A 23884-nucleotide genomic window follows, 5' to 3' on the forward strand; every position below is an offset into this window, starting at 1 on the left:
AAAATGCAAACCCTTTTGATTGCCCACTACAACTACACCGCCCGGATTAAAGTATCAAAGTTCGTGAGCGGCTCCGACGCTCAGTCCCTCATGGTCTACCAGTAAAACTTAAAATGCTCCAACAAAAATGTGAGAAGGTCAAGGGTTTCGGCGAAGATAGTATAAACGTTATAATCCAACACCATATCAAGCCACACTGCTCTTATTAACTTTTGGTTAACTCTTAAAACCTACGTTGTGAAAACCAGAAAGTATTGTAAAAATGCGAAAGGCCGGAAATGCTCCTGATGACTTTTCGAGTAGCCAGTATTGGATCGGGGCGCTTGCTTTTTGGAGGTGTGCCCGGGCAGTCAATTGCCGCTAAGCCGAGGCAACCCTTGGGACTCACTAAAATTCATACAACATTCAAACAACAGACTTCATAGAAACAAACACTATTTTCTTCCCATCACCTGCTCGTGCGCTTTTGCCTCTTCCAAGAATTTGCTCAAGTTCACATCCTTGAAGAACGCCTTTGCTTCTTCATGCTTCTTGATCATTTCGCGGTTGCTTGTGATTCTATCTGTTTCTTGTTGTGTCAGATACTGTTGTGGTGCGTTTGCCCGGATGGTTTGTTTGTTCGCTATGGTTTTCATAAATATGTGTGTTTCGTTACTCTAAAATACAACTACTTCGCCTTCACCATGAAGCTCCGATAGTTTTTATTTTTCCGAAACGGTTCTGTCCGATCGCGCAGTATACCAAATACCCAAAAGCGTTGGCGAATTTCCGATAAGTGTTTTGAGAGCATCATCCTATACAATCTCGTTCTTGCCGGGGAGTTCCCCTGAAAAACAACATAGGCCGATGGATAGAAACGACACAGCACGATTACAGATTCTGCCACCGTGCGCAGAACCTTATCGCGATCGTTGTTATTTGAGACCACATCGCATCGAATATCGCCCATATCGTTGTCCACATCACCAAGAGCGAGGTTAAAGACCAAAGAAAACGTCTGAAGGGGTTCATACCAAATCGATTTCAGAATCTTCCCCTTAGGACCGTCACTGAAAAACTCATACGTCAGTCGATCTTCGCTGACAACCATTGGGTAATGTGGCATTTCCATTTTGATAACGTTAAGATTTCCTGGAACACACGGAAATCATTCCGTGTGCCAGACAAGAATAGAATGTGCCACTGAATTAATTTTGCAGTCAAAAAAAACAGGACAAAAAAGCTCAAAGTAATCGTCTCATCACCCCCTGAACGATACAAACTGTATTAAAAACAAAAATCGGGAAAGTCCTTAGACTTTCCCGATTGCATGTAAATCTCACACTCTATTTCAACCGATCAGTTCACAATCAGGTTCTGTGATGTGTTGGACTTTGTGTTTTTCACTTTCACGATATAATACCCTCGCTTGATGTCTTTCGACTCTACCGTGATATTTTTCCCGCGCGTGGATGTTTCATAAACCTTTCTTCCTTGCGGGGTGAAGATGCTGATGGATGTCTCCTCCCCGTCCACGTTGATGAACTCCAGAGTGATTCCCTTGTTTTCGGCCACGGGATTGGGATACATGAGGAAACCGGCGGGGTTGATTATTTTCTGCACCTCGGCCACCTCCCCGGTTTGATGATAGGAGTGCGTACAATACTTGGACATGTCTATGCCCACCTCACCTTCCGATTGCACCGAGCGTGCGCCGGCCAGCGTGGCAGAAGTGAACCACTTGGTGTTGATGCTGGCTGTGCCGGTCACACCCGTAACCAACTGCAGACGATAATCGAAATGTGCTGTGCGTGTACTTTCACCGTTGTATATGTAGTCGGTGTTTGTGATTACGGCGATTACCACATTGTTGGCCGGTGCCGCATCCAGTCGCAGGCTGCAATTGCCGCTGGAGACATATTGACTGTATACAGGTGTGCCTGTGGTTGTGCGGTATACAAGCTGACACGTCATGTTCGCGCCGATGGGCTGGAAGTTAACCGTCACCATGTTGCCCGTCACCAGCAGGGGTATCTGGTTTGCTCCCGACCATCCCGGCAACGTGCGGGCTTCGGGTGTGAGCGTGCCGCTGTTGTTTGTTGTTTGCACATAGGGTGTGGCAGACCATGCTGCGGGATTCATCCACGACGGTTGCCACTCGGCAGTGACCGACTGACCAAAGTGCGCATTCATGAGCGCCAGGATGGCCGTGTTCCAGGGGCCGAAGTCTACCAACGCCTGCTTGGCACGATACTCGGTGATGAGCCTGCGAATCTGCGTGGCACCAATTCCCGATGCAATGCCTTCGAGCACACGGTTCGGAGAATTTCGCCAGATCCAGGGCACTGCGCCATCGCCCAAAGCATTGCCCAAAAATGTCGGGAACGAACTGCTGTATTGATGACCACCTAGATAAGTTCGCCACGTGCAGATCTGTTGATTTCCGTTAAACATGTTTACACCTTCTGCCGATGGTCCACCAAAGCTTCCATCCTGAAGCCATCCCGAATAACATTCGATGGGCATGAAGGGTGCGATGAAGTCTGTGCCGTTCAGATCACCCATCGTGCTGAAGTTGTTGGTGCGCCGGGCATCGGCCGTTTGTTGCAGCCACACATTGCCACCTTCGTGAAACCAGGCTGATTGTTTTATGCCGGGCAGGTCGGCCAACAACGCATGGATGCCTTCGTGCGTCATGGCGCCCTTCTGAGACTCTCTATCGGCATAGGTACACGCCGGATCAAAACTGTAGACGGGATAGTATGACGCAAGCACCATGGGCCAGCTTGTGCCGTTGTAGGTTATTGCGCTTTGCCATCCACCCAGGGCGGTGTTGGGTTCATTGTCGGTGCAAAGTCCCGAGCCATACAAATAGACTGCGCTGCGATAGCCATTCTTTGCACGCAGATCGGGTGGCCATCCCATCTGGTCGCGGAAGTAGGCGAAGTCTGTGTTGAGCCGCGCCAGCATGGGCGTGACTGCCGCCGAAGTCACGAGCGAATTGGCCGTGGGGCCTTTCCGGAAACACCACCAGTCAGACGATTGTGTGGAGACCACTTGCGGGCAATCGTTCAGGACCTGGGTTGGGGTTTGGAGCGCGGGGAATTCGTCGCGGAAGTTGTAGCTGATGTTCGGAGAATAGACCGGCCATGTGTAGGGATTGCCCGTGCTGGTTCCGCTGAGGGTGACCGTCAAGTTTTGGGTGGTCTGTGTGCCGCAGGTGTTGGTGTAGCGCGCCACATAGGTTCCGGCTTGTATAGCCTGAACGTTGCTGATCAATATTTCGCGTGTGGTGGCGGTGAAGCCGTTGGGACCGGTCCAACTCCACGAACCACCCGACGCCGGTTGCGGGCCGAAGCGCACAGAACCACCGGCGGCCAGGGTAGCCGCTGCCGTTTGCGTCCACGAGCCACCGTTCACTTGCGTGTAGGCTGTGATGGCCGTGCCCGCGCAATTGCTGACGGGTGTTCCCATCACCCGCCATTCCAGGATGCCGGTAGACTGCGTGGTGTTCCGCATCGTGATGCGGATCCTGTTCAGACTCACGCTGGCAAACGTGGCCACGTTGAACGCATTGGTGACCAGGGGCACATTCCCGATGTTTACCCACGATGCACCATTCCAGTATTCAACATAGGCCGTGGTGGGTGTGAGCACGCCGCCGCCATCGTTGAACCAATATACTTCCACCGACGTGACGAGGTAGTTTTGTGTCCAATCATACTGCACCCATTGAAGGGAGTTTGGGTTGTTCCAGTTGCCATAGGCGCCGTGCGATTTGTCGTTGGAGTTGGCCGGTGTGAATCCGTCTTTCACAGCCGCCAGTGTTTCCCACGACGACACAAACGACGTGGTGGGTGTGGCCGATAACGCGATGTTTGATTGCGCCCGTGCATGGAACGCAAGCATACTCAATGCTAACACCAGAAATGTTAACTTCTTCCAGTTGAATTTAGTCATGTGTATAGTTGTTTAAGTTACGAGAAAATGCTTCGAAGAAAATTTGAGATCGCATTCCTTTCCCATGCCGCCAGACCAACTGCGATGCAACCGCGGCTCACCGCCTCACCGGTGAGAAAATAAAATGATGACAATCAAAATTGAAACTTCACTCCATTGCGCCATAGACAATTCAACAACCTGAATGACATTCGTGCGAACTCATTCCAAATAACACCGGAACACTTCTGCAATGGAGGTGTGTGCTAACAGGAGATGAAGTTAATTCATCGTTTGCACCACGGCTCCCTATATCTTAACAGATGGTGATAGAATCTTAACCAGTTTATTATGGTGCACGGAATGTGCACAGGGGATACAAAAGAAAAAGGCATCGTGCTTCGCGATGCCTTCAACCAAATTATAAATTAACCCAGAACTAAAACTATAGCGATGTAAAAGTACGTTGTTCCGCCGGGAACCATTTTACAAATATTAGCTAAAGCCGATAGTATATTACCATCAACCAAACCCGACGACACACTACTTTTATTTGCTGCTGATCCTTGCGGCCCATCCTCCGCCGGAAGCCATCACAACCTTGAGCACATCGGCCGCGGTCACTGCTTTTTGTAATGCGTTTGTAGTCGGTTGCTTCGCGGCCGGCATTCACACCGTCCTGGAAAATTTCGATCTCAAAGGTGCCCTTGCCCAGAAACGACAACGGCACGTTCAGGGTCTGGCCTTCCCAGGTGGCAAGTGCACCCACGTACCAAACGTCATCCTTCTTCCGCGCAAGGGCGGCGTACAGAAACCAATACCGTCTGAACCTATCGTTTCTCCTTCAACCGGAGCACAGTGGTTGACCAGGGTTTACAGGAATATTCAAATTCCGAAGCAACGTTTCGCACCACATCTTCCTGTGGAACGAATTGCCTGGGTTGCTCAAATGAATTTTCATCATCTGGTGAAGAAGACGATATCACGATCGCTTTGCCATTCGATTCCAAAGACGTGTTGTTTATGCGTAGGGAAACCTTTCGGGAAGTGTTTGTGGCATTCACCAATTTAATCACCACTTCATGGGTTTGCTCGTCGCGACCGGCAATGCCAAAAAAATCGAGCGGCTTTGTGTACATCATCAACAGTTTTCCATCCAGGAAACATTCCACGTTTGTGTTGTTCACACGCAGCTCGATGTCATACCAGCGATTCAGTTCGACAGGCTTTTCCAGGCGCACGGGTTGCGACACAATTGCGTCCGCTCCTTTCGTCACTGTTTCAAAAGCTGCCACTTTGTTCAGCCAGGCGCCGATGTGCGCGCGGAGATAATTCTGGTTGTCGCGAAACGCAAAGGGAATCATGAAGGCGTTGTAGCCACCCGTTTTTCTTGCCTTCAACTTCAGCACATAACGATCAAACGACTTCTCTTTCAGCACTGCCAACGGCCATGGCCCATCCTTGGTCTGCGTCAGCATGTTGTTTTGCGCCGACCATTCGCCACCTTCAAAATTCCAGTCCTGCCCTTTCAGGGATTCGCTTTTGTATAGCACATTGCCGTCTTTGACTATCTCGATGTCTTTGTATTCGGCTTGCGTATCCCATGTACTCAAGCCAATGCCTCCCTCGAAGAAAGGTTTGCTGGCGTCAACGGGCACGTTTACATTCGTGGCGAGGTTCACCGTAGCCTTGTTTTCGTTCAGCATCTTGATGGTGTAATATGAAATGCGGGCAAAGCTTTTTGCTTCATCGAATCGGATCAGGTTCACGGGCCAGTCGGTGTCGTGAACGTTCTCCAGCAAGGGCGCATAGCTGCTCATGGTGATGAGGTCCGAATTTCTTTCCATGCCCAGGATGAACGTTGCGTCGTTGAGCGCGGCCGTCATGTTGCCTGTGCCCACACCGCTGTTGCAGGCGTATTCGCCCACATAGAGCTTCCAGTCTTTTCGTTCGTATTTGTCATACCAATCCGCATAGGCCATCGCCCACCCGGCAGCTTTGTAGGCATGCTCGTCAGCCATGTCCATTTTGCTAATGGTGGCTATTGTTGGTTTGCTCAGGTGGGCGATGCCCATTGCGGCCACCACCTGTAGTTGTGGATAGCGTGCTTTTATGGCGTCATAAAAAACATTGAAACGTTTGGCATACTTCTCTCCCACCTGCTCGTTTCCAACCTCCACATAGTGCAACGGGAATGGTTCGGGATGGCCGTTCTTTGCACGCAACGCTCCCCACTCCGACTCCTTGGGGCCGATAGCATATTCGATGGCGTGAAGAATGTCTGTGATGATGGGCGTCACATCCTTGTCTTCAACATACACTCCGCTTCGCATTTCGCAAGCGACGCCACAATTAAACACATACATGGCTTTCGCGCCGATGTCTTCGCAGAACTGCAGGAACTCGTGATAACCCAAGCCGTCGCTCGACCAATATCCCCACGGGCTATAGGTTCCGGAGCGCTGCTCCACGGGGCCTAGCGATCGCTTCCAATTGGGTGCACTTTGTGTGCTGATGCCCTCCACAAAACAACCCCCGGGCCACCGGACGAACGCCGGCTTCAGGTCGGCCAGGTATTGCGCAAGGTCGGCCCGTAAACCATTCTGCCTGCCCTTAAATGTTTTTGTCGGAAAGAGCGAAACAAAGTCGAGCCAAACCTTTCCGGGTTTTGAAAAGGAAAGTTGAAACGTGGCCTTTGCATCGGTGGCGTCTGCGCGAAGCGTGGCTGTCAATTTTTTCCAGTCTTTTGAATTTACGTTTTCAAATACTTTTTCGCCCAGCGTTTTTCCATCACCGCCCACCAGCCTGGCCGTGATATTGCCGGTATAGTTTTGCGTGCGGGTATAGAATGTGAGCGCATAGGTTTCGCCTTGCTGAACATTAATTCCCCAAAAGCCTTCGTTGACCACAGCAACCTTGCCCGTTTTGCCCAGCCGGGTAACTTCAACTTTCAAGGACCGGGGATTCTCCTTGTACAACGGATCGCTCAGGTCGAGTGAAATTTTTCCCGTTGCGCCGCCGCCGGTTGTCAACGTCCATGCGGGATAATCGGACTTGGCTTCGAAAGGCATTTTCCAATCCGACACTTTTTCCGAGCCGAAGTGGGGTGTGCGCGGTGGAATGATGAAGCCCGAGTCGAGCGTGCAGCCTTCGGGGATGCGGCTCTCTTCAAAGCCACGGTTCTGAATCAGCTCGGCATAGAGACCACCTTCGCCACCGTGACTGATCTCCTCGAAAAAAATGCCATGCAACTCTTTTGACACGGGTGCGCCGGTTTTGGCTGCATCCACAATGATGGTGGGGCCCTGTGCCGTGCAAACGTTCCAGACAAACAGGAGAAATGATGTGTGAAGAATCTTATGCATACTATTTTGTCATCCTATTTCCAGGGTTCACGCTTTGTATCGCTGCAGGTGACAGACCGGGGAGATGGAAACGAAAGGTAGTATCAATGTTAATTGTCCGTTTTACAAATATTGCCTGCCCTCAATACGATTTTACCCGTATTCAAATGATTGCAGGCTTGGGTTGGATAGCGTAGTACAATCTCCAAACCCCGTTGCGGCTGATCTGATATTATCCTACCCTAATACTTTATTAACTGTACATTTGACAATTATTAAATTTTTGCGAATATTTAGCTAACAGAATTTAACACACCCCCCAATTCTATGAAGATTCTACCCTTTAAAATCCCAAAGACGTCACAAGAATCTTTCAGGCTTCAAGAGGACCAGGAGATTCATTTTTACGACAATCTTCATCAACACCCTGAAATACAGCTCACCCTGATCCTGAGCAGCGAGGGAAAAGTGATTGTTGGTGATTTTATAGGAGCCTTCAAGCCGGGCGACATTTTTCTGATCGGCCCCAACCTCCCCCACGTGTTTCGAAACGATCAAAAATATTACGACAATCCCCGGGAGGGACAGGCGCATTCGCTTACGGTGTTCTTTGAATGGAAATCGTTTGGCGACACCTTCCTGTCTATGCCCGAACTATCGCACCTCAGCGACTTCTCCCGGCAAAGCGAACGCGGGTTGTTTATCCAGGAACCCATCAAAAGCCGCATCGCGCAATTGATGAAGTGTATGTTCCGCAAAACAGGAATGGACCGGCTGATCGTGTTGCTGAAACTGCTAAACATCATGTCGGCACACAACAACATGGAACCGCTGGCATCGTCGGGTGTGTACAACGAATTTGACGAACTGGACGGGCGCAAACTTGCGGACATCTACCGCTTCACTATGAACGAATTTCATCGCAAGATTTCGCTCGACGAAGTGGCCGACCTGGCCCACATGACCACGAATTCATTTTGCCGTTATTTCAAAAAACGCACACGCAAATCGTATGTCGATTTCCTCACCGAGATACGCATCGGGCACGCCCGCAAGCTTTTGCAACAAGACGACCTGAGCATCTCGCAGATATCCATTGAAGTAGGCTTTAACAACCTTTCGAATTTTAATCGCAAGTTCAGGTCGGTTTGTTCCATCACACCAACCGAGTTCAAAAAGCTTAACGAAAACAAAATGGATATCGCCGCGGTGCACGCTTAGACAAGCGTGCGTCGTTTAACATTTCATTCACTATCTTTTTTACGGCTGAGCAAACTTCCAGCGACTCTTATATCCTGGCGAGAGCTTTTCTCCGATCAGAATCGCACGGACAAATTCTATGGGAATGCCATTTTCCTTTAGAATGCGATCATGAAAATCTTTCTCCTTCATTTTCCCTGACGCAACAAGTTCTTTGCGCAAGGCATACAACTGCAAGCCGCCAATCATGTAGCTCACCTGATACAAGGGGTCGTAGCCCGCAGTGAACGACCGACGTACTTCTGCCTCAGCGTTTGCATACTCGTGGCCCACACGGCTCACCAGAAAGTCGATGCACTGCTGTGGTGTCATTTTTTCGAGGTGATAGCTGAGCGAGAAGATGATGCGGGCACAGCGATGCATGCGCCAGAACAACATGCCAATGCGGTCTTCCGGACTTTTTGCAAATCCTTTGTCCCACAAATTCATCTCCCAATACAACGCCCAGCCTTCGGTCCAGAACGGTGTGTAGAACGCGCTGCGATAGGGTTTGTAACGGCTCTGCATATACTGCTGAAGATGGTGCCCGGGAATGAGTTCGTGTTGCACGGTGGCGCGTGAGAAGTGTGGGTTGTTGCCCCGCATGCTCATTAATTTCTCGCCGTGTTCCATGGTGTTGGTGGGATACGAAATCAGAATTTCCTCACCGCCAAGAAAGAACGGGTTTATCTTCTGTGCTGCAGGCGACATCATGCCCATGCGCCACGTTTCTTTCGCCAATGGTGGGATGGTGACCAGGTCGTTTGTTTCCAGAAAACGAATGGCTTCTGTGGCCAGGCCAAACACCATGGCTGGCTGCTCGCCCGGAGCAACATAGCTACCCTTCACTTTCTCAAGCGCCGCTTTCCAGTCATTTCCAAAACCCATCTCCTGCGAGGCCTTCAACATCTCGGCATCACACCACGCAAACTGTTGCTGCGCAATGGCGATCAGTTCTTCCGGCGAATAGGGAATGAATTCCAGCTCCAGGCTTTTCAATAAAGCACTCTTCCCAATGGGCTTGCCAATGATGCCGCTGCCATCGTCTTTCACCGATGTGTTCTGATAGTTGTCTTTCAGAAAGGAAGCATACGCTGTCAAGGACGAATCAAGCTTGTGAAACGGCTTCACCGTCCACCAGGTGAACTGAGGATCGTAGCCTTTGTAAAAATCAAACGACTCGTGCAATGCACTTTGCAGAGACTTCACCACCAGCTTTGCCTTGTCTGCTTTTTGCCAGCTGTTGAACGGCGCCTTGGCAAATGTTTCTTTTGCCTTTGCAATGGCTTTTGTCATGTCTTCAAAATCCTGCGCCGTCTGTGGACTGTTGACGGTTTTCCCTGTGGCACGCTGTTCAACAAACGCATAGAGCGGCGTGGCAAATTTCAAGACACTCGAAACCTCATCAAACTTTTGTTCATCCAGCGAATGAAAGTAGGCTTCCTTTTCAATCTGGTTTTGCAACAGCACATAGTCCACTTTTGCTTCGGCAGTCAGAGACTCGTAGGGAAGATTCTTTAGAACATTTCTGTAACCTTCGTAGAAAAGATTGAAGCGCGTGTAGTATGCCTTCGACTCTTGCACGGGATACTTTCTATAGAGCGCATACTTGTCTTCACTAAACTGCTGAATCAACTCCGCCACATTTTGCCCGTGACCGGCAGTGACCATAAAAAACAAAAACAGACTGAGAAGACGGAGTTTCATGTGTGCCGTTTAGATATTAGATTTTACTATCGCGATTCTTTCACCAACCTGACCCCGAACAAGGGACCGGCTTGATTTTTTGCTTTGGCCTGGAAGGTGACTTTCACACTTGTTTTTCCCGTCACCAGATGGGTCGGAACTTTGTAAGCGATATCGTAGAACTTGCTTTCTTTGAATTTATTCAGATCCACACTGGCAATCTTTTCGCCATCCACAAGAATGTCGAAATTGCGTCCACGGTTGTCCATGCCCCAATAGGTGGCGATGAGGTTGTAGGAAAAACCCGAAGCCACCTTCATGGTGAAGCTGAACGAGCCGCCATCATTTGCCACTCTGAATTTACGCGTGTGCGACTCTCCTGTTTCCAAATTTTCGCCGGTGAAATTGTGGTCGCGTTCGGGTTGCATTTCGCCGACGCGCAATTCGTCGACGGTGCTTTTCTCCAGCTCATAGGCTGCTTTCTTTTTCTCTTCGTAGCGCTGCTGTTCGTCTTTCCAGGCGAGTGGCGAAAACACATCCCAATACACCGTGTAGAATTCATCGGCCACGCTATAGAACGGTTGAAGGGTCACGTCGCTGGGCGCGCCGATTTTGTTGGTTTTAAAAACCAATGCGTCTTTAGACTCTGCTACAAACAACTTGTTTGCGTCCGCCTCATCCGAAACCAGCACAGGAATGCCCGTGGCAGGATCAGGTTCTGATGTTCCCAGGTTGCCCGCCAGCAATATCGGACCATAGAAAAACGCTTTACGATCCTTATTATCAGGCATCGCCACTGCGTGCAACGACGATTCGAAATCAACGGCAATCTCGTCGTTGTTCTTCCACTTTTGCGTCAGGGCAATGTATCCGTCCTGTGCCACACTTGCCGCAACGGCTTTTCCGTTTACGCGGACCACGATTTCTTTCGGTGCCCACTGCGGTTTCCGGATGCGGATGGTTCGTGTTTGCGCCTGGCTGGTTTGAATGGTGAGCCTGATGGTTTTTTCCTGGGGAATCTTGCTGTTCAAGGTCAGTCGGAAATCCTTTTCTTTCCAGTTCAAAACTGAAGGAATGAAAAGGTTCACATACACACTTCCGTCTTTTCCTCTGAAGAAAATGCTTTCACCATACTTCACATGGTTTTCGATGCCCGATCCCACACAGCACGTAAACGTGTTGAACTCATCGCTAAATTCTTTGCGCGTTCCCATGCGTAAGGGCACGAAATAGCACATCATGCCGGTCTTGTGATTCTGCGATGCCAGGATATGGTTGTACAATCCGCGTTCATAATATTCCATCAGCTCGGCCGAAGGTTGCAGCGCAAACAAGTGCCGGGTCAGCTTCAGCATGTTGTAGGTGTTGCACGTTTCCATAGTGTTGTCTGTGAGCTTGTCGTTGAGCTTGTCGGCTTCGCTCAGGTATTCGTAGTTGCTGTTTCCGCCGGGCGCGTATGAGTGGTGGTTGACAACGGTCTTCCAGAAAAAATCGCCAATCACAAAATCGCTTTTTGCGCCGGTAAGTTCATAGCGACGCACGGTGCCGATCACTTTTGGAATTTGTGTGTTGGAGTGTCGTCCGGGGAGAATATCAACGCGTTTGGCCAACGAGTCAAGCACCACTTTGTCGTGGAACTTATAAGAAAGATCAAGGTACTTTTTGTTTTTGGTGAAGGCGTAGGTATTTACCAACACTTCGTTCATGCCACCGTATTCGCAGAGCAGCATCTTTTGAATTTGTTCGTCGTTTAGATTCTTCAGGGTCGTTTCGGTCCAGTCGGCCATGCGTTGTTCGATGGCGAGGGCCTTGTCGTTATTGCAGTAGAGGTAGGCATCCAGCAAGCCGGCCATCACTTTGTGAATGGTGTACCATGGCGACCATGAGCCGTTCAGGTCAAAACCACGGGAGCGAATTTGCCCCTGCGACACTTCCATGAACACCGAATCTTCGCGGGGAATGGCGCCGACGTAACCTGTCTTGCGGGCCACCTGGCATGCTTCCAACTCGTCAACAATGTAGTTGACACGCTTTAGAAACTCCGGGTTTCCAGAGACAGCATATTCAATGGCGCAGGCAGAGAGATAATGTCCGAGCGTGTGGCCTGCAAGACCATCGCTCTCCCACCCGCCATATTTCTCGGCCTTCGGTTTCAATCCCGAGTGTGTTCTGAATTGTGACAGCAACCGGTCGGGTTCAATCACCAACAGGTATTTGATATCGGCGTCGCGCGCATCGGTGAACACGCTGGGCAACAGGTTCACTTCATTGAGGGCGAAGGGATATGCGGCAATGGCCACCTGCGGTTTCACCTTGACCCGTGCATTGTTTTCGTCAGGCAAATAGGATTGCCCGTTTGCGTCGCGCACTGTCGCGACCACTCCGAACAACGAAAACACTGCAAGGGCCACCGCATGACGGCGGGTATGAGAAGAGATGAATGAAAGCATGACTATTCTTTAATGAACTTACAAATCATTGAAACTATACGAGGCGCAACCTCAATTCAAAGACCACTCCAAAATGCCGCCGGAAAATTCTTTCGGTAAGGTCACTTCCAGGCGCAGCGCCGTGGTCGTGACCGGCTCAAACGATACGGTGGAGTATTGATCTTTCAAAATGTCGTAGCCCTTGGTGGTTTTCACCGGTATCCATTGGTCACCGCTTTTGTAAAGCAATTTCCATCCTGCCGGGATTCTGCAGTCCCCGAAAGGACTGTCGTCAAACCAATACACTTTGGAAGAACTCACGGTTGACGATTTTTCAAAATCATATTGCACCCATTGCACAGTGTCTTTCAAGGGCCACCAGTGGTAGTAGATGATGCTGTGGTCGTTGGAGTTCTTGGGTTCCATCTGGTCGTTCAGCGCCATCAGTGTTCTTGACTTGTGTGAAGCCGAGATGGTGCTGCCCGACGCTACGGTAGGTGCAGGTGTAGGCTGGGCGGCTCCCGGCTGATCGGGTATCCACACCACCATTTCGCCCGCGCCGCGGTGTGCCCAGGTGAAGTACGGAATAAGCTCCACGTCCACGTCGTTTGTTTTTATGTCGGCGGCAATCACACGCGCTGTCGATTTTCCTTTTGCCTTCAGCACATACATGCCGTTGAAGAAATCGGCGTCATACACAGCCTTCACATCGGCGTTGTCGGGAATCACGAGGTTCACCACTTTCTTGTCGGCGTTGTCGGGCCATTCGGCGCAATACACCAGCGGACCGCGTTGATAGGCATAACGATCTTTGTCGGCTTCAATTTTTGTGTTGCCTTCAATTTTCCGAACGGGCATGGGCAGGTGCACACGAATCTCGTCGCCCTTCTTCCATTTCCGGTTCATCACCACATAACCCTTGTCGAGTTTGAACTCCACCGGTTTGCCGTTCACCGACACCGAGGGTTGTTCTTTCATCTTGTCGTGAAAAGTATACAAGTCGCCAGGAATTGGTTTGTCAATCGCCCAGCCCGGAATGCGCACGCGCACATCGAACGCGGCCGCCTTGGCAGGACTCACCAGGATTTGCACATCGCCCTCCCAGGGATATTTTGTTTTTTGTTCGAGTGTTACCGGGCTTTTGTTCACCGTGAAGTTGACGGTGCTTTCGCCATAGAGATTCACATAGATCGAGCTTCCTTTTTGCGCATAGAAGTAGCCGCCGACAGAAGGCACGAACCGTGTCACGTTGCTGGGGCAACAGGCGCAGGCAAACCAGGGGCTCCGCTGATGCTGACCGTGCGACTCCAACGGGTTGGGATAAAAGAAACGATCTCCGGTGAGCGAAACTCCCGAGAGAAATGCATTGTATAATGTACGCTCCAGCACGTCATAATATTTTGCGTCGCCGTGCAACAGGAACAAGCGGTAGTTCCAATACACATTGGCAATGGAAGCACAGGTTTCGTTGTAGGCCGACATGTTGGGGAGATCAAAGTCTCCACCAAAAGCTTCGCCGTTGCCGGTGGAGCCGATGCCCCCGGTCACATAAATTTTCTTTGACACGGCATTTTCCCAAATGTCGTCGATGGCCTTGATATACTGCGCATCCGAAGTCAGGGCTGCAATGTCGGCCATGCCGGCATACATGTAGGCAGCGCGCACGGCGTGGCCCACAGCCTCATGCTGGTCTACCACTTTCTTATGAGCCTGGTTGTATTCGTCGCCTCCCGGACCGCGCACATCGAGAATAAACTTGCCGGTTTCGAGATACTTTTTGTCGCCCGTTACTTTATACAATTTGGCCATGGCCAGCTCAATGATCTGGTGACCCGAGTAGGTATGCAGTTTGTCAGGACCGAAGTCCGCACACACGCGGTCGGCCGCTTTGATGGCGATGTTCAGCAAAGTACGTTTGCCCGTGGCGTGATAGTGTGCCACACCGGCTTCGATGAGGTGGCCGATGTTGTAGAGTTCGTGGCTGAGAATTTCTTCTTTCTCCCACCGTTTGGTGCCTGCCCACTCGTGACCGTTGGCGCCCATGATGGTGCGGTTGGTGTATATGTAACCATCGGGTTCCTGCGCTTTGCCAATGATGTCGATCAGGGAATCCACTTTGGCTTCCAGGGCAGGGTCTTTAAAAATTTGCAGCGAATAGCTTGCACCTTCAATGATCTTATAGACGTCGGTGTCGTCGAAGGTGAATTCGGTGCAGAAGGTGCCCGTCTTCAGACCTGCGGCGATCTCGAAGTTTTTCACGCGGCCCGTCGATTCACATTTTCCCAACGTGAAGGGAATGGTTACTTCATGATTGGTTTTGATGCGGGGCGCCCAGAAATTGTCGCGAAGGTTCACGGCATTGAACAGCACCGGTTGTATGGGATAATCGCCGGCTTGCATTTTTGTCGTTTGCGCGTCAACACTCAGCGTGCTTAGGCTACAGCAGAAAAAAAAGACCGCGCGTTTCATCGTCATCTTCATATCCATTTTTTTATTGCTTTTAATGTCTCCAATAATTGTCTGATCGAGGGTATCAAACCTAAGGCTAATTTGCCGTTGTGTTTTGATTTATATTAACAACTACCGGTAGGATTTTAACCCCACCCTAAACCCACTCATTTTGAGGGATACGATTCCTTCCACGACGGAGGCTCGCGATGCAGCAAGGTGCGCACAAAGAAGTCGCGACGTTTGCGTTCGCCATACTCTCCGCCACCCGAATGGCCCATGCCGGGCACGGTGATCAATTCAAAATCCTTTCCGGCTTTGATCAACGCATTTGCCAGTTGATAGGTGGACGCCGGATCGACGTTGTCGTCCAACTCTCCCACAATGAGCAACAGGTTCCCGCCAAGCTTTGGCGCATTCACAACGTTCGACGACTCCGCATAGTGTGGACCGATGGGATAGCCCATCCACTGCTCGTTCCACCACATCTTATCCATCCGGTTGTCGTGACAGCCACAAGACGCGACGGCAGCCTTATAAAACTCAGGATGAAAGATGACACCGCCCGCAGCATTCTGTCCGCCTGCCGATCCGCCAAAGAGGCCCATGTTTTCTGTGTCGACATAGCGGTACTTTTCTCCGGCAGCTTTTATCCACGCGATGCGATCGGCAAAGCCTGCGTCTTTCAGATTCTTCCAGCACACATCGTGAAACGCTTTCGAACGCCACGACGTGCCCATGCCATCGAGCTGCACCACGATGAACCCCAACTCGGCCAAAGCACTCATACTGTTGTATCGTTCGGTGAACGACTTACCAACATAAAAACTCTGTGGTCCTGCATAGATCATTTCGATGACGGGGTACTTCCTGTTTTCATCGATTTTTGATGGTCGTATAATAATGCCCCAGATGTCAGTCTTCCCATCGCGTCCTTTTGCCGAAAACACTTCGGGCATTCGCCATCCAGCACCAAGCAGGTCCGTGAGGTCCGCTTTCTGAATTTCCATCCGCGTCTTGCCCGTAGCCGTTTCGATGACGCTGCTGATCGGTGCCAGATCGACGCGCGATGCGTGGTCAACAAAATACAGGTGATCGTCTGAAAAGGATGCGACATGATTTGTATTTGACGTAGTGAGTCTGCGGAATCCTGTTCCGTCAAGGTTCACGACACAATACTGCACTAGATACGGGTCCTGATCCTTATCGAGCCCGGAGGCCGCAAAGATCACCTGGCGTTTGGCCTCATCCACATGCACCACTTCGCGCACAACCCACTCGCCCGACGTGACCGGATTAACTGGTTTTCCAGTTGCTACATCATAGAGATACAAATGATTCCAGCCACTTCTTTCGGAAGCCCAGAGTATTTGATTGCTTTCGGAAAGATCGTGGCGATATCGCTTGCCACTGTAGTCAATAAAGGTTTCGCTCTTCTCGTCAACAACAATGCTGACGCCCCCCGTGGTGGCGTCGACTTTTAAGATCCTGTAGGTTTGATGTCCACGCTCGTTGAACTCGAAGGTAAAGAAGCGGCTATCCTTGTTCCAGCGCACGTCTCCCAATGAGAATTGCTGAGCAAACAGTTCGTCAGAGATGGGGACATGTTTTTTCGAATCTATCAGGAACAGCTGCGGTTGTTTGTGTGGCAGTGCATCGCCGGGTTTGAGGTATTCGCGTTGCTGAAGCTTGGGCTGCAGTTGATCGGTGGGCGAAGATTCGATCATGTACATGACGCGCGTTTGTCCCCGCGTTACCTTATAGGCCACCAGCTTCTTGCTGTCGGGCGACCATGTGATGTAGGATGAATAGAAGTCGCCGCTGTTGCCGTCATAGCTCAGCTGAAACGTTTCTTTTGTCTTCCGCGATTGGATAAACACATTGTGCTCTTTTACAAAGGCAAGCCACAAGCTGTCGGCCGATTTTTGCGGATGACTGGAACCTTCGTCGAAGGCATTTCCCCAATACGATTCGGGTTTGCTCTCCGGAATAACTTTCTCGACAGCACACTGGCACGCGGGCAAAAGACAGCTGATGCGCGCGCTGTCGATCGTGAATTTTATGGACTTGTGATCTTTTGCAAACTCGACATCCTGAAGCGGCAGATCCTGTGCACGCATCGGTTTCCGCAGTTTTGCCGAAAGCGCCTGTGCCATGCGTGCATGATCGAAGGCTTTGCGCTGGCTGTTCTTCTCCGCATCAACCAACATAAATTCCTTCCCGGTTCTGGTGTTGTTTTTGTACCAGAAGGTGTGGCTACCGGCGATCCATTGAAACTTGTCAGGGGCGTTATAAACTTTTCCCTTATACAGCGTCCGGCAGGAGTCTGCCCTGCGGTAATCCTGCAACGTGCCTTGTCCGTTCAGAGAGAGGCAAAGCAGTGTGAATGCCGCAAGTGCGAATATTTTTTTCATAACGGATCAGTTAAATCTTTCGGGATTGAACGCCGCGATGTTCATGGTCAGATTTTTTTCATTAACGATCTCCGACACCAGTTTGCCGGTGGCAGGTGCAAGGCTCACCCCCATCATGGAGTGACCGGTGGCAATGATGAGATTTTTGAAACGACTGGAGCGACCGATGTAGGGAAGTCCGTCAGGCGAGCACGGGCGCAGTCCATTCCACACCTCGCGCACATCGGGCACCGCCACGTTCATGTCGGGATAATATTTTGGGATGGTTTCCACAATTCCCTTCACGCGATTCATGTTCACGCTGCGATCGGTCCCGTTAATTTCCATCGTACCTCCGAAGCGAAGCGCATTGCCCATGGGCGTAACGGCCACACGCCCTTCCAGCAACAGTGTGGGCACCTGAATATTTTTCTTTACGTTGGGAAGTGTGAAGCTGTAGCCCTTGCCCGATTGCATGGGAAGATCCAGATCCAGCTTCGAACAAAACAAACCCGACCACGCGCCAGTGGCAATCACATATTCATCAAACTCCAGCACCTTGTCGCCAATGGTGATGCGTTCAATTGATTTTTCGCCGGTAACGAAGTCGCTCACGTCGTGGTGTGTTAAGATCTTCACACCGTTTTTTTTCAGGTGTTCCACGAGGTTCGATACCAACAACTGTGGAATGAGGTGTGCGTCGCCGGGAAAGATCACGCCGCCCCGCGCGGTTACCCGCACATCGGGCTCAAGGGCCTGCACGTCGGCGGGTGTCAACACATGTGCTTCCACGCCGTGGTGGTTGGCGAGGTGTGCTGCTTCAATTTCTTCTTTCTCGGTTTCGGCGGTTTGAAAAAGCATGAGCAATCCTTTTTCCTGATAACCAAAGTCAAATTCTTTGGCGCTATTCATCTCGCGAAACAATTGTTTGCTCAGCATGCTAATCTCTTTCAACAACGGCGCCGACCGTTGCACGTGCTTTTCATTGGCATGTGCATAAAATTTTAATCCCCATTTAATGAGATCGCCATTCAATCGCGGACGTACATAGAAAGGGCTTTTCGAATTGAACATCCAGCGTATGCCTTTGGCGATCATGCCCGGTGCCGCCAGGGGCACAATGTGACTGGGCACCACCATGCCAGCGTTTCCGATAGAGCATGTATCGTCCATGTTGCCTTTGTCGAAAACCATTACGGTGTGACCCGCCTTCTGAAGATAATACGCAGTGCTCAACCCGATTATTCCACCACCGATTATTGCAATATTTTTCATGTTGTTCAATTCGCTAAAAAGTAGACATCCTGCAGTTGGAGATGCGAAATATCTCCATCGCCGAAGACGTCTTTGTTTTTTACTATATCACCTGGAAGCCGTGTGCATACGGGTCGCTGTCGTCCATGATGATGGTGTTGTAGCCCGTCACCATCGCCCACCCTTCTATGCTGGGCACGATGGCCGGCTTGCCGTTCAGTGATGTTTCTTCTTCTACGCGGCCGATAAATTTCGAGCCGATGATGCTTTCGTGCACAAAGGGTTCTCCCACATTCAGGTTTCCTTTGGCATGCCATTGCGCGAGGCGCGCCGATGTGCCCGTGCCACAAGGCGAGCGATCAATGGCCTTGTCGCCATAGAACACGGCGTTGCGCGCGGTCGATGTTGGATCGATCACCGCACCTGCCCAAAGAATGTGACTGCATCCGTTGATGGTTGGGTTTTCGGGATGCACAAAAGAATACTTCGCGTTAATGTCTTTTCGAAGCTCGCGGCTCCAGCCGATCAACTGCTCCGCACGAAAATGCTCAAGGCCCGGGAAGTTTTTCTGTACATCAACAATGGCGTAAAAATTTCCGCCATACGATACGTCCACCGTCAACTCACCAAGGTCGGGACAGATGGCTTTCAGATTCTCCGCGGCGAGGAATGACACGATGTTCCGGATTTTTACCGACGTCACCTTCTGTCCCTTCTGGGTATATTCGATACGGATCAAGCCCGCGGGAACTTCCACCAGAAGTTCGCCCGGACGTTTGGGCACAACCAGTCCTTCTTCGATGGCGATGGTGACCGTGCCAATGGTGCCATGACCACACATGGGCAGGCATCCACTGGTTTCGATGAACAACACCGCCACATCATTTTGCGGATCGCACGGCGGATACAAAATGCTGCCGCTCATCATGTCGTGGCCACGCGGTTCAAACATCAGTCCCTTGCGTATCCAGTCGTATTCGCGGAGGAAGTGTTGTCGCTTCTCGCTCATGTTCTTTCCCTCCAAAGAAGGTCCACCCCCGGCCACCAGGCGAACCGGATTGCCGCAGGTGTGTGCATCTATACAAAAAAAAGTCTTCTTCATTCCGTATTAAAAAAATCAGTTTAAAACCAAGACCGGCTCCACGGTCCATTCGTTGTCTACACAGCGCAAAATTTCCAGCGGGTTTTCATTTTGAAGCTCCGGGGGCAACAATGCCTCGGGCGCGTTTTGAAAACTGAAGGGCCTCACAAAACGATAGATGGCATCGTTGCCCACCGACGTGAACCGCGAATCGGTTGTGGATGGGAACGGACCGCCGTGGTGCATGGCCTTGCACACTTCCACGCCTGTGGGAACACCGTTAAAAATCATGCGTCCACACCGCTGTTGCAGTGCGTTCACAATTTCAGAATACTTTGCTATTTCGATTGCGCTGCCAAAGAAGGAACTTGTGAGCTGACCCGACAATACGTTGATGGCCTCGCCCAGTTCAGCCACATTATTGCAGGTCACGATCAGCGAGAACGGGCCAAACACTTCCTCCTGCAATTGCGGGTTGCTTACAAAATCGACAGCGTTCACTACCGCTACCGTTGCAGCACCGGAAGTATCGTCGTTTGCTTCGGCCACGGCCGAGAGAATGGACACGCCAGCTTGTGCCAATGCTTTTTTCTTCAAGGTTGAATAGTTGCTGGCGATGCCGGAGTGGAGCATCTTACAAGGTACGCTATTTCCAATTTCAGCCGCAAATTCATCGAGGAATCTCTTCAACCCTTCGCACTCCATCACGAGTATCAATCCCGGGTTCGTGCAAAACTGACCCACACCTTGCAACACGGAAGCGGCAAGGAGCTTGGGCAAGGTTTCGTTTGTGGCGATGCTTTCGGGCAACACCACCATGGGGTTCACACTTCCCATCTCGGCAAAAACCGGAATGGGTTCCGGTCGCTGTGATGCCAATCCAAACAACGCCATCCCACCCTGACGCGAACCCGTGAACGCCACCGCCTTTGTGAGCGGATGGCTCACCAGCCGTTGTCCCACTTCAATGCTTGAATCCTCGACGTGTTGAAAAACAAATTCCGGCATATCACATTTCCCGATTGCTGCGTCTATCACACCGGCCACGCGTGCCGATGTTTTGGGATGAGCAGGGTGACTTTTCACAACCACACTGCATCCAGCCGCCAGGGCCGACGCGGTGTCGCCACCTGCTGTGGAAAACGCCAGGGGAAAATTGCTGGCACCAAACACCACCACGGGACCAACCGGAACCAGCAGTTTTCGCAGGTCTGGTTTGGGCAATGGCTTGCGGGAAGCGTCGCCGTTGTCGATGGTGGCCTGCACCCAATGGCCAGCGGCAACCAGCGCGGCAATGGCGCGAAGCTGTCCGGTGGTGCGCCCCACTTCGCCTTTGATCCGGGCTTCGGGTAAATTTGTTTCTTCCTGCGCCAGCTGCACAATGGTTTCGGCATCTGCTTCCAACCCTTCGGCTATGGCCCGGAGGAAGGCTGCGCGTTGTTTTCCACTCACATTTCTATATTGATCAAACGCCTGCGCCGCGTGTTGCAGAACCTCATTCACGTTTGTTTCGCTCATTGTGCGGTGGCCGTTGCTTTTGCTTTTTGACCGTTGCTTCGATTCAACACCGGACGTTTTTTAAGCGCTTCGCGAATAACACCCAACACAGCTGTGCGTTCGTCGCCAGCGAGGATGAGGCGCGGCGGGCGAACAGTTTCGGTGCCCAGACCCACTTCGGCTTCGGCCAGTTTGATATACTGCACCAGTTTGCTGAACGTGTCCAGTTCCAGCAAGGGCATGAACCAGCGGTTGATCTCTACGGCTTCCTGAATTCTGCCTTCCATCACCAGATTATAGATGGCCACGGTCTCTTCGGGAAACGCGCATACCAATCCGGCCACCCAGCCCTTTGCACCTTGCACAAGGCTATCCATGGCAATGGTGTCTACACCGCTCATCACGCTGAACCGGTCGCCGAATTTGTTGATCATGCGGGTCACGTTCACGATGTCGCGCGTGGATTCTTTCACGGCGTCGATGTTCTTTGTGTCGGCGAGGTCTTCGAACATGTCGAGTGTCACGTCCACTTTATAGTCAACCGGGTTGTTGTAGATCATGATCTGCAAATCCGTTGCCTGCGCGATGGATTTGAAATAGGTAACGGTTTCGCGGTGGTCGGATTTGTAGCGCATGGGCGGCAACAGCATGAGGCCACTGAGGCCATTGCGTTGTGCGTCTTCGGCAATTTTTATAGCATCGCGCGTGGCGCCTTCTGCAATGTTGAGCACGACGGGAACACGTCCTTCCACTTTCTGGACGGTGAAGTTCAACAAGTCGCTCTTTTCTGCGCTGGTCAGTACACTTGATTCTCCCAGCGTTCCACCGATGATTATGCCGTGCACCCCTGCAGCCAACTGAGCATCCAGGTTTTTCTCGAATGTTTTGAAATCCAACTGGTCATCTGCGGTAAATTTTGTTGTTACTGCAGGAAAAACTCCCTTCCATGTAATCATGATGAAATGTGTTTAATTATGAAAACAAATTTATGGGCTGGCAACAGCGCCGTTTGTACTTGAATTACCTTCTACTGATACGATTTATTCACATTTTGAATGTTTTCCATCCCTTCGTTGAATATTGGGTATCGCTTTTCATGATTTTGCCTCACTCACCGTCTTCATCCGCTGGTCGTTGCGCCGCATCATGAAGTAATAGACCGGAATGCCCAGCAGGATGATGGCCAGCCCGGGCAGGGTGAAACTCGTTTCAAAAATCAGGAGCAGCAACGCCAGGGCGGCAGCGATGATGATGTAGAGGGCGGGCAATACGGGATAGCCAAAGGCTTTGTATGGACGCTCAACGCCGGGCATGGTTTTGCGTAGGCGGAAAATTCCGAAGATGGTGAGTGCGTAGAATATCAACACACCGAAGATGACCAGCGCCAGCAGTTCGTTGTATTTTCCCGTGAGGCATAGCAGCGAAGCCCACACCGCCTGCATCCACAGGCTGTTTGCCGGCACGCCGTGTTCGTTCAATTCGCGGGCGTGCGAAAAGAATACGTTGTCTTTTGCCATGGTGTAGTAGACCCGTGCGCCCGACATGATGAGGCCGTTGTTGCAGCCAAAGGTGGAGATCATGATCATGACGGCTATGACAATGGTGCCCGAAGACCCAAAGATGCGCTCGGCCGCCACCACCCCAATGCGGTCGCTCTTTGCAAACGCGATGTCGTGCAACGGCACCACGGCCAGGTACATTACGTTCGCCAGCACATACACCACCGTGACGATGACCGTGCCCAGCAACAGGCTCAACCCAATGTTGCGTTTGGGGTTCTTCACTTCGCCGGCAATGAACGAGATGTTGTGCCACGAGTCGCACGAAAACAACGATCCCTTCATGGCGATGGCAATGGCCCCGAAGGCGGCAAGGCCCGCCAGGGGAAGTTGACTCACGGCATCACCTTCTTTTGTGAGCGACGACAGCGTCCACGCGTTTTGCCAATTGGCTTCCCAGATGCTGGCGTCGGCTCCCCACCAGAAACCAAAGCCAATGAGGGCAACGAGTGAAATTATTTTGATGAGCGTGAGCGATGTCTGCACAAACACACCGTGACGAACGCCGCGGGTGTTGATGAACGTGAGCAGCAAAATGACGCCGATGGATAACAGTTGGGATGCCGCAAGGTGAAATGATCCGATGTTGAAAAGAATAGCATCCTCTCCCACCCCCGGGATGAGGTAGGACGTGAACTTGGCAAAGGCCACACCCACGGCCGCGATGGTGCCGGTTTGAATGATGGTGAAAAATGTCCAGCCGTAAAGAAACCCCATCAGTGGACTATAGGCCTCGCGCAGGTAAACATACATGCCACCTGCCTTTGGAAACATGGCCGAAAGCTCGCCATAGCTCACGGCGGCTATGATGGTGACCACGCCCGCCAGCACCCACATGCCCAACAGCAGGCCGGCACCGCCAACGCTGCGCGCAATTTCTGAGCTCACGATAAAGATTCCCGATCCGATCATCGACCCCGCCACAATCATGGTTGCATCGAGCAACCCCACGTTTCGCTTGAATTCGCGCTGCGCTTCCGCCATACTGTTTTTTACGTTCAGGTTAGAATACTACTTTGAAAGATACGTCCCAAAC

Annotated in this window: 15 protein-coding genes; 1 reads left to right on the forward strand and 14 read right to left on the reverse strand. The window is 51.2% G+C overall.

Annotated features, from left to right (window positions below; genetic code table 11):
* Positions 1-434 precede the first annotated feature (434 nt).
* The 5 genes from JI741_RS01255 to JI741_RS01275 form a co-directional block, all read right to left on the reverse strand.
* Complete coding sequence (locus tag JI741_RS01255) at positions 435-635, reverse strand: hypothetical protein (RefSeq protein WP_202006786.1); 201 nt, start codon at positions 633-635, stop codon at positions 435-437.
* A gap of 32 nt (positions 636-667) precedes the next feature.
* Positions 668-1111, reverse strand: a complete 444-nt coding sequence (locus tag JI741_RS01260) for a DUF6934 family protein (protein WP_202006787.1) — start codon at positions 1109-1111, stop codon at positions 668-670.
* A gap of 227 nt (positions 1112-1338) precedes the next feature.
* Positions 1339-3939: a T9SS type A sorting domain-containing protein gene (locus tag JI741_RS01265; RefSeq protein WP_202006788.1), complete on the reverse strand. Its 2601-nt coding sequence runs from the start codon at positions 3937-3939 to the stop codon at positions 1339-1341.
* Between the two features lie 478 nt (positions 3940-4417).
* On the reverse strand, positions 4418-4729 hold the full coding sequence (locus tag JI741_RS01270) for a glycoside hydrolase family 97 C-terminal domain-containing protein (protein WP_236675887.1): 312 nt from the start codon (positions 4727-4729) through the stop codon (positions 4418-4420).
* Positions 4730-4748: 19 nt separating this feature from the next.
* Positions 4749-7283, reverse strand: coding sequence for an alpha-L-arabinofuranosidase family protein (locus JI741_RS01275; RefSeq protein WP_202006790.1), 2535 nt, complete (start codon positions 7281-7283; stop codon positions 4749-4751).
* Positions 7284-7589: 306 nt separating this feature from the next.
* Here JI741_RS01275 and JI741_RS01280 point away from each other — a divergent pair, with 306 nt between their 5' ends.
* On the forward strand, positions 7590-8483 hold the full coding sequence (locus JI741_RS01280) for an AraC family transcriptional regulator (RefSeq protein WP_202006791.1): 894 nt from the start codon (positions 7590-7592) through the stop codon (positions 8481-8483).
* A 39-nt stretch (positions 8484-8522) separates the two neighbouring features.
* On the opposite strand, the gene JI741_RS01285 is transcribed toward JI741_RS01280, so the two are convergent.
* The 9 genes from JI741_RS01285 to JI741_RS01325 all read right to left on the reverse strand — a co-directional run bounded on the left by JI741_RS01285 (position 8523) and on the right by JI741_RS01325 (position 23832).
* Positions 8523-10208: a DUF885 family protein gene (locus JI741_RS01285; RefSeq protein WP_202006792.1), complete on the reverse strand. Its 1686-nt coding sequence runs from the start codon at positions 10206-10208 to the stop codon at positions 8523-8525.
* 26 nt (positions 10209-10234) lie between these two features.
* Complete coding sequence (locus tag JI741_RS01290; protein WP_202006793.1) at positions 10235-12637, reverse strand: glycoside hydrolase family 127 protein; 2403 nt, start codon at positions 12635-12637, stop codon at positions 10235-10237.
* 51 nt (positions 12638-12688) lie between these two features.
* A complete protein-coding gene (locus tag JI741_RS01295; protein ID WP_236675821.1) occupies positions 12689-15097 on the reverse strand; it encodes a glycoside hydrolase family 127 protein in 2409 nt (802 codons plus the stop codon).
* Positions 15098-15231: 134 nt separating this feature from the next.
* Positions 15232-17478: a S9 family peptidase gene (locus JI741_RS01300; protein ID WP_202006795.1), complete on the reverse strand. Its 2247-nt coding sequence runs from the start codon at positions 17476-17478 to the stop codon at positions 15232-15234.
* Between the two features lie 6 nt (positions 17479-17484).
* Positions 17485-18732 (reverse strand): NAD(P)/FAD-dependent oxidoreductase, encoded by a 1248-nt coding sequence (locus JI741_RS01305; RefSeq protein WP_202006796.1) that lies wholly within the window; start codon positions 18730-18732, stop codon positions 17485-17487.
* An 82-nt stretch (positions 18733-18814) separates the two neighbouring features.
* The gene (locus tag JI741_RS01310) at positions 18815-19813 is read right to left on the reverse strand and encodes a 4-hydroxyproline epimerase (protein WP_202006797.1); all 999 of its coding nucleotides are present in this window, start codon (positions 19811-19813) and stop codon (positions 18815-18817) included.
* Positions 19814-19828: 15 nt separating this feature from the next.
* Entirely contained in the window at positions 19829-21310 is a 1482-nt protein-coding gene (locus JI741_RS01315; RefSeq protein ID WP_202006798.1) for an aldehyde dehydrogenase (NADP(+)), read from the reverse strand.
* Positions 21307-22242 carry a dihydrodipicolinate synthase family protein gene (locus JI741_RS01320; protein ID WP_202008077.1) on the reverse strand — a complete coding sequence of 312 codons (936 nt, stop codon included), beginning with the start codon at positions 22240-22242 and terminating at the stop codon, positions 21307-21309. The genes JI741_RS01315 and JI741_RS01320 overlap by 4 nt, the downstream gene beginning before the upstream one ends.
* 141 nt (positions 22243-22383) lie before the next feature.
* The gene (locus tag JI741_RS01325; protein WP_202006799.1) at positions 22384-23832 is read right to left on the reverse strand and encodes an APC family permease; all 1449 of its coding nucleotides are present in this window, start codon (positions 23830-23832) and stop codon (positions 22384-22386) included.
* Between the last annotated feature and the right edge of the window lie 52 nt (positions 23833-23884).

Origin of the sequence: Chryseolinea lacunae (genome assembly GCF_016735595.1) — a bacterium.
Classification (GTDB): domain Bacteria; phylum Bacteroidota; class Bacteroidia; order Cytophagales; family Cyclobacteriaceae; genus Chryseolinea; species Chryseolinea lacunae.